This window comes from Pontiella sp., assembly GCF_041622395.1.
Classification (GTDB): Bacteria; Verrucomicrobiota; Kiritimatiellia; order Kiritimatiellales; family Pontiellaceae; genus Pontiella.
The window spans coordinates 1-6976 of sequence record NZ_JBFJYW010000212.1; the positions used below are offsets into that span (position 1 = coordinate 1).

A 6976-nucleotide genomic window follows, 5' to 3' on the forward strand; every position below is an offset into this window, starting at 1 on the left:
AGCTGCGCGAGAAGACGGGAGTGTTCACCGGCGGCTATGCCATCAACCCGGTCAACGAGGAGCGCATCCCCATATGGGTCGCGGACTACGTGCTGATGGGCTACGGCACCGGCGCGATCATGGCCGTCCCGGCCGGCGACCAGCGCGACTTCGAGTTCGCCCAGCAGTTCGGCCTCCCGATCCGTCCCACCGTGGTGCCGCCCGACCACTGGCTCGAGGCCGGCGCCCCCCACACCGGGCTGCCGCCCGACGCGACCCTCGCCGAAGTGCGCGCCCACTATCTGGCGCATCCCGCGGATTTCCCCTCGGCGGATTCCGCACGGCTCCAATAGACCTTCGAAATAAGCTTCACATAAAGAACAAAAGGGTTACGCTTCCTTCAAAACGGGAGGTTGAAATGAAGCCGATACTTTTGATCCATGGCTATAGCTCCGAGGGGGCCGATAAACCGGCACCTGACATCTACAAGGGTTTCATCCGCGAACTCCGGGATATGTTCGGCGCGCACAACGTGACCGAACTGGACCTGAGCCGCTGGATTTCGCTGAACGACGGCATCTGCATCGACGATGTCAGCTTCGCCATGGACCGGGCGCTGAAGACCGAGTTCCCGCATTTGCTGGCCGGCGGTTTCAACGTGGTCATCCACAGCACCGGCGCACTGGTGGTGCGGAACTGGATCAAAAAGTTCAGCCCGATGCCTTCGCCGATCATCAACCTGGTTCATTTGGCCGGCGCCAATTTCGGCAGCGGGCTGGCGCACATCGGACAAGGCCAAATCGCGCGCTGGGGGAAGGAGTTGCTGGCCGGCACGGGCTGCGGCTACCGGATCCTCGACGAGCTGGAGTTCGGTTCGTGGAAGACGCTGGACCTGCACCTGCATTTCCTGAACGACGGGACGCGCATGTACGAGGACTACCAGGTGCAGGAATTCTGCATCATCGGTTCGCAGGTTCCGAAGGCGATGCGGGTGGCGCCGATCCGCTATGTGCGGGAGGACTCGTCCGACAGCACCGTCCGCGTTTCGGGCAGCAACCTGAACTTCAACTATATCTCCGTCAAGCCGACCCCAGCGGCCTATTCGCTGACGCAGGCCAAGCTGGCGGAGGTGGTCGACAAGCGGATGGAGGGCAAGGTTGTTTCGGACAACTACTACAGGCTTGAACGGGAGGTGGTCACCGAAGCCCGGGACACCCCCAAGATCCCGTTCACCATCCCGTACGAGATTGCGCACTCCGGCGACGACATGGGGATCGTGACGGGCGAGAAGCACCGGGCGCAGCTGCTTCGCCTGGTCCGGATGGCGCTGGAGACCGATCCGGATGTGCCCGGCGCCTACGCGAATGTCGAAAAGGAATTTGCCCAGGCGCAATCCGTGGTGTTCGACACCATCGCACGGCGCCGGGGGCTGCTGTCGGGCTGGAACCTCCATAGCCAGTACGAAGGCCACGCGCAGTGGATTTTCCGGATCCGGGATCAGGAAGGCCGGCCGGTCGAGCATTTCGACATCTATATGAACTCCAAGGGAAAGAAAAACGATGTGACCGTACCGAACATGATCGAGCATCGCCACTCCAACCGCCACGACAAGGGGACCATGGTGTTCTACCTGCGTACCCAGGCGTTTTCGAAACGCCGGAAGAAGAATCCGTGGAAGGAGCTGCTCGACGACGTGCTTCCGCTGGATCTGGAAATCACAGGGGAAGAGCCGTTGTCCGACGACATCGAATACGTCCCCCTGCGGGTTTGCATGAGCCCGGAGCGTCTTCGGCGGCAGTTGAAGAGCTTCCAGACCACCATCGTGGATGTGGTTCTCCTTCGCCTCCCCTCCGCCAAGGTGTTCAACATCACCCCGGCCCCATAGGCCGAAAAAAAGCCCCGCGCATGCGGGGCTTTTTCATTTAGTTTGGCGGGTCGCACGCGGCGCGAGCGGTCGGACGCTGTCCGCCCCGCCGGTGGCCTAGTCCGCCAACACTTCGTTGAGGCGGGCGGCGAAGCCGGCCGGATCGTCGAGCTTGGCGCCGGAGGCGATGACCGCCTGGTCGTGCAGCAGCTTGGTGAGCGTCGCGACCTTCGGATCTTTCTGGTCGGCCTTGTACATCGCCTGCACCTTCTTGACCACGGCATGTTCCGGATTGAGCTCGAGCACGCTCTCGCGCTTCGGCACGTCCTGCCCCATGCGGCGCATCATCTCTTCGATGTGCGGGCTCATGGAATATTCATCGCCCACCAGCACGGCGGCGGAATCCTTCAACCGGCTGGTCAGCTTGACCTCCTTGATGCCGGCGAGCAACTCCTTGGCGAAGCCGATAAAGCCCTTGAACTCCTTCTCTTCGTCCTTGAGCTTTTCCTTGTCCTCTTCCAGATCGCCCTTGTTGACGGCCTTGAGCTTTTTGCCCTTGAACTCGAACAGCTGCGGAATGACGAAGTCGTCGATCGGATCGATCATCAGCAGGACTTCCCGACCGTCGGCCTTGAATTTTTCAAGGTAGGGGGAGTTTTCGATGGAGGAGCGGTTTTCGCCGGCGAGGAAGAGGATCTCTTCCTGCCCTTCCGGCATGCGCTCGACATAGTCGTCGAAGCAGGTCTTTTCGCCGGCGCCCTTGGCGGTGGATTCGAACAGCAGCAGCTCCGCGATCTTTTCCTTGTTTTCCCAGTCGCTCTGCAGGCCTTCCTTCAGGATGGCGCTGAAGTTTTCGTGGAAGATCTTGAACTCCGCGTAGTCCTTCTTCTTCATCTGCGCCAGCGTCTTGAGAATGCGGCCGACGAGGTTTTTGCGGATCTTGTCGAGCATCGGGTTTTCCTGCAGGATTTCGCGCGAGACGTTCAGCGGCAGGTCGGAGGAATCGACCACGCCCTTGACGAAGCGGAGGTAGCTCGGCAGCAGGTTGTCGAATTCGTTGGAGATGAACACGCGCTGGACGTAGAGGTTCAGATGCGCCTTCGGGTCGTTGTTCATCATCATGTCGAACGGCTTGTGCTCAGGAATGAAGAGCAGCGCCTTGAACTCGATCGCGCCTTCGGCGTTATAGTGGATCGTTTCCGCCGGCGAGTGGGTGTCGTGCGAGATATGCTTGTAGAACTCCCCGTATTCCTCGTCGGTGATCTCGCTCTTCGGGCGCAGCCAGATCGCCTTCTGCGTATTGATCTGCTCTTCCTTCTCCTTTTCGACCTCGGTCTCTTCGTCCTTTTCCTGGGTGATGAGCACAACGGGATGTTCGAGGAAGTCGGAGAATTTCTTGACGGTGGAGCGGATCGTCCATTCGTTCAGGTATTCCGCCGCATCGTCTTTGAGGTGCAGGGTGATTTCGGTGCCGCGCTCGCTCTTTTCGGCATCGGACAGGGTGAATTCGCCGGTGCCCTTGGACTCCCATTTCACGGCGTCTTCGCCGTGGGCCTTGGTGACGACGGTCACGTCGTCCGCCACCATGAAGGAGGCGTAGAAGCCGACGCCGAACTGGCCGATCAGCTCCGGGTTGTTGGCCAGATCGGCCTCCTTGGCTCTTGCCAGGAACTGCTTGGTGCCGGAGTGGGCGATGGTGCCGAGGTTCTCAATCACCTGTTCGCGCGACATCCCGATCCCGTTGTCGGAAATCGTCAGCGTCTTGGCCTCTTCGTCGGCCTTGAGGGTAATCTTCCAGTCGGAGTGCCCTTCCAGGATTTCCTCATTGTTCAGGCCCTCGAAGCGGACCTTGTCGATGGCATCGCAGGCATTGGAAATGAGCTCGCGCAGAAATACCTCGCGATGGGAATAGAGTGAGTGTGTGATGAGATGAAGCAACTGCTCCAGCTCGGTCTTGAACTGCATGGTTTCTTCAGCCATTTGTGTCTCCTTTACTTCGGGGCAGGCGGATCGCCTGCGGTATAATTTGCAAAAACAGGCGCGAAACTACGAAAGCCGCTCTCTTGTTTCAAGTCTGAAAGAGACTCGCCCCCCTTCGGGCGGCCTTCGCGCGGCATACCGTTGCGATTGGAATTTTGGTTGCGGCTGCAGCAACGGGCTTAGCCTGAATTATTCACGCGCCGAGTTTGCTTTGGCAACCGTGCCGCTGTAGCAGCCTACCGCAAGCCTTTCGCAACGAAGTTGACGAAGTGAAATCGCCGCGCCTCCGGTAAAAATGGATGGGACTAAATTTTTGAAACAAAAAACCATATTAGGGGTATTCACTTCGCTGGACCAGACCCACATGTTGTGGTACAAGACGCTTCATGGAAGCGTATCCAAAGGATCTGGAAGAATTGGAACTGAACTTTTCAAGTGAAGAAGCGTGTCGCGACTATCTGGCTTCATTGCGGTGGCCGAGTGGCTTCCTCTGCCCTGTCTGCGGCCACGGGGAGTCGTGGCGTCTGGCAGACGGCCTTTTAAAATGCAAGAAGTGCAGCCGAAAGACCTCGGTGATTTCCGGCACGATCTTTGAAGGCACCCGCAAACCGCTGGCGCTCTGGTTCAGGGCGATCTGGTGGGTGACAAGTCAGAAGAACGGGGCTAGCGCCTTGGGGCTGATGCGCGTTCTGGGTCTTGGAAGCTACAAGACCGCGTGGACGTGGTTGCATAAGCTCCGCCGGGCGATGGTGCGTCCGGGGCGTGACAAGTTGGCGGGAACCGTGCAGGTTGATGAAACCTTCATAGGTGGGGAAAAGCCCGGAAAACGGGGGCGCGGAGCTGAAGGCAAGAGCCTTGTGCTGATCGTGGCGCAGGAGAATGGCAAGGCCGTCGGTCGCGTTCGCCTTGTAAAAATACCCGATGCTTCATCCAAAAGCCTTGAAGCGGCGATCCGGGAAACGGTTGTCCCGGGCACGCAGGTAAAGACGGATGGGTGGAAGGGGTACAATGGATTGGGAGCCTTGGGCTACGATCACAAGGTTGTTCGTGAATCCGAGGATGTTGGCGCAAATCTGCTTCCCCTTTGCCATCGGGTGGCCAGTTTGCTTAAGCGATGGCTTGGCGGAACGCACCAGGGCGCAGTAAGCCACGAGCATTTGGCATACTATCTCGACGAATATACCTTTCGTTTCAACCGGCGCACTTCCCGTTCGCGAGGAATGTTGTTTTACCGTTTGCTACAGAATGCGGTCGCCTTGGAACCCGTTCGGTTCAAGGAAATAACCCTGTCGGTCAGAGGCAGAAACCACAAGATATAGACTTAGTCCAGCGAAGTGAATACCCCTAAACCATATTTACCTTAAGCCCGGTATGTTAACCCCATTCCCATCCATTTTTATGAATAGATCAGGTTAGAGCTTTTTGATCTTGAAGGAGCGGCCCTTGATTTTCGACCCCGCGAGCTTCCGCTCGGCCCGGGCGGCGGCGGTGCGCTGCACGGCCACGTACGCCATGAAATCCATCACATCGATTTGGCCGACCTGCGCGCCCTCAATCCCGCCTTCGCCGGTTAACGCGCCAAGAATATCGCCCGCCCGCACCTTCGCTTTGCGGCCGCCGGAGATGGAGAAGGTGACATACTGCGCGGGCGGAATCCGGGTCGCTTGGGGGCGCACCGCCTCCAGCGATTCCGCTTTCAGCGATGATTTCTGGTAGGCGTTGATTTGGGTCAGTTTCCCTTGTTCGCGCTCGCTGCAGAGGCTCAGCGCGACGCCGCGCTTGCCGGCGCGACCCGTTCGCCCGATCCGATGCACATAGGTTTCGGCGCCGGCGGGCAGTTCATAGTTAATGACCATCGGCAGCTCCTTGATATCCAGTCCGCGCGCGGCCACATCGGTCGCGATCAGCAACGAACAGCTCTGATGCTTGAACAGGATCAGGATATCCTCCCGGTGGCGCTGGTCCAGATCGCCGTTGAGCGCCACCGCACTGAACCCCGACTTGCGAAGGAAGGCCCGCACATCGAGCGTGCTTTGCTTGAAGTTGCAGAAGATTGCGGCCGACGTTGGCTGATGTTCCAACAGGAGTTTTTTCAGTGCCTCGAGCTTGTCTTCCGGCGCGCAGCGATAGATGTGCTGTTCGATGTCGACCGCGGCCTCCTCCACGGTGATCCGCTTGGGCTCGCGCTGCAAATGGCTGCTGAGCTCCTGGATGTTTTCGGGAAACGTTGCCGAAAACAGGAGCGTTTGCCGATGCGAAGGCAGGACGCGGGTAATCTGCTTGAGTTCCTTGATGAAGCCCATATCGAGCATCCGGTCCGCCTCATCGAGCACCAGCATCGAGAGCCCCCGGAGCACCAGCGATCCCTTTTCGACGAAATCCGCAACCCGCCCCGGCGTGCCGACCACCAGCTGCGCCCCTTTTCTGAGCGCCTGCTTCTGAAGATCAACGGACTGCCCGCCATAGAGCGTGGTCAGCGTGACATTCTGCTGGTGCCGCACGATCCGGCGCAGTTCGGCGGATACCTGAATGCTCAGCTCGCGCGTCGGACACAGCACCAAGGCCTGCGTGTCGCGCGAGGTCAGATCCAACCGGGCCAACAGCGCCAGCGCAAACACCGCCGTTTTACCGCTTCCCGTCCGCGCCTGCACAATCAGATCCGCGCCCGCCAGCGCCTCGGGCAGCGCAGCCGCCTGAACTGGCGTCATGTTGCGATAGCCCAGGCTCTCGAGGTTGGAAAGCTGCGCGGCGGATAACGGAAGATTGGAAAAGCAACGTGGATTCATGCGCGGACCTTAGTCGGCGGGCGGGGAACTAGCAATCCTGCCCCTTTTCCTATTTTCTGCCACCGAGACCATTCTCAAGTACCCGCCGGCGGATTCCCCCAAAGGGCGGTCCCTCCATGACTTTTGCAGGGCTCGGCGACGTTGCAATTTATACGCGATCCCTTCGGGCGTTGCCGGGAAGCGGTTCAATGGGTATGTTCCTGTTCCCATTCAGAAACCTCCACGCAAATCAGGACGTATTATGACGCAGAATTTTAAAGCCCGCAGTTTGGTGCTCTACAAAAACGGCCCGGCGATCGTTGATCAGCCCGGCGACAAAATAGCCATCCAGCTGGCAGGCGGCAAACAGATCAAGGTCCGGCCGAAA

The 6976-nt window shown here is 59.1% G+C and carries 4 protein-coding genes and 1 pseudogene; 3 read left to right on the forward strand and 2 right to left on the reverse strand.

Annotation, left to right across the window (positions count from 1 at the left end):
• Window positions 1-206, forward strand: a pseudogene (locus tag ABYO54_RS12040) (hypothetical protein); the annotation flags it as partial.
• A gap of 191 nt (window positions 207-397) precedes the next feature.
• Complete coding sequence (locus ABYO54_RS12045; protein ID WP_372808501.1) at window positions 398-1864, forward strand: hypothetical protein; 1467 nt, start codon at window positions 398-400, stop codon at window positions 1862-1864.
• A gap of 96 nt (window positions 1865-1960) precedes the next feature.
• Here ABYO54_RS12045 and htpG read toward each other — a convergent pair whose 3' ends face one another.
• On the reverse strand, window positions 1961-3823 hold the full coding sequence (gene htpG, locus ABYO54_RS12050; RefSeq protein WP_372808502.1) for a molecular chaperone HtpG: 1863 nt from the start codon (window positions 3821-3823) through the stop codon (window positions 1961-1963).
• A 386-nt stretch (window positions 3824-4209) separates the two neighbouring features.
• Here htpG and ABYO54_RS12055 point away from each other — a divergent pair, with 386 nt between their 5' ends.
• On the forward strand, window positions 4210-5142 hold the full coding sequence (locus tag ABYO54_RS12055) for an IS1595 family transposase (RefSeq protein ID WP_372808503.1): 933 nt from the start codon (window positions 4210-4212) through the stop codon (window positions 5140-5142).
• 93 nt (window positions 5143-5235) lie between these two features.
• Here ABYO54_RS12055 and dbpA read toward each other — a convergent pair whose 3' ends face one another.
• Window positions 5236-6609 (reverse strand): ATP-dependent RNA helicase DbpA, encoded by a 1374-nt coding sequence (gene dbpA / locus ABYO54_RS12060; protein ID WP_372808504.1) that lies wholly within the window; start codon window positions 6607-6609, stop codon window positions 5236-5238.
• Window positions 6610-6976 lie beyond the last annotated feature (367 nt).

Bases quoted from the DNA above. Each gene is read 5' to 3' on its own strand.
- htpG (WP_372808502.1), bottom strand. From the start codon at position 3,823: ATGGCTGAAGAAACCATGCAGTTCAAGACCGAGCTGGAGCAGTTGCTT.
- ABYO54_RS12045 (WP_372808501.1), top strand. From the start codon at position 398: ATGAAGCCGATACTTTTGATCCATGGCTATAGCTCCGAGGGGGCCGAT.
- ABYO54_RS12055 (WP_372808503.1), top strand. From the start codon at position 4,210: ATGGAAGCGTATCCAAAGGATCTGGAAGAATTGGAACTGAACTTTTCA.
- dbpA (WP_372808504.1), bottom strand. From the start codon at position 6,609: ATGAATCCACGTTGCTTTTCCAATCTTCCGTTATCCGCCGCGCAGCTT.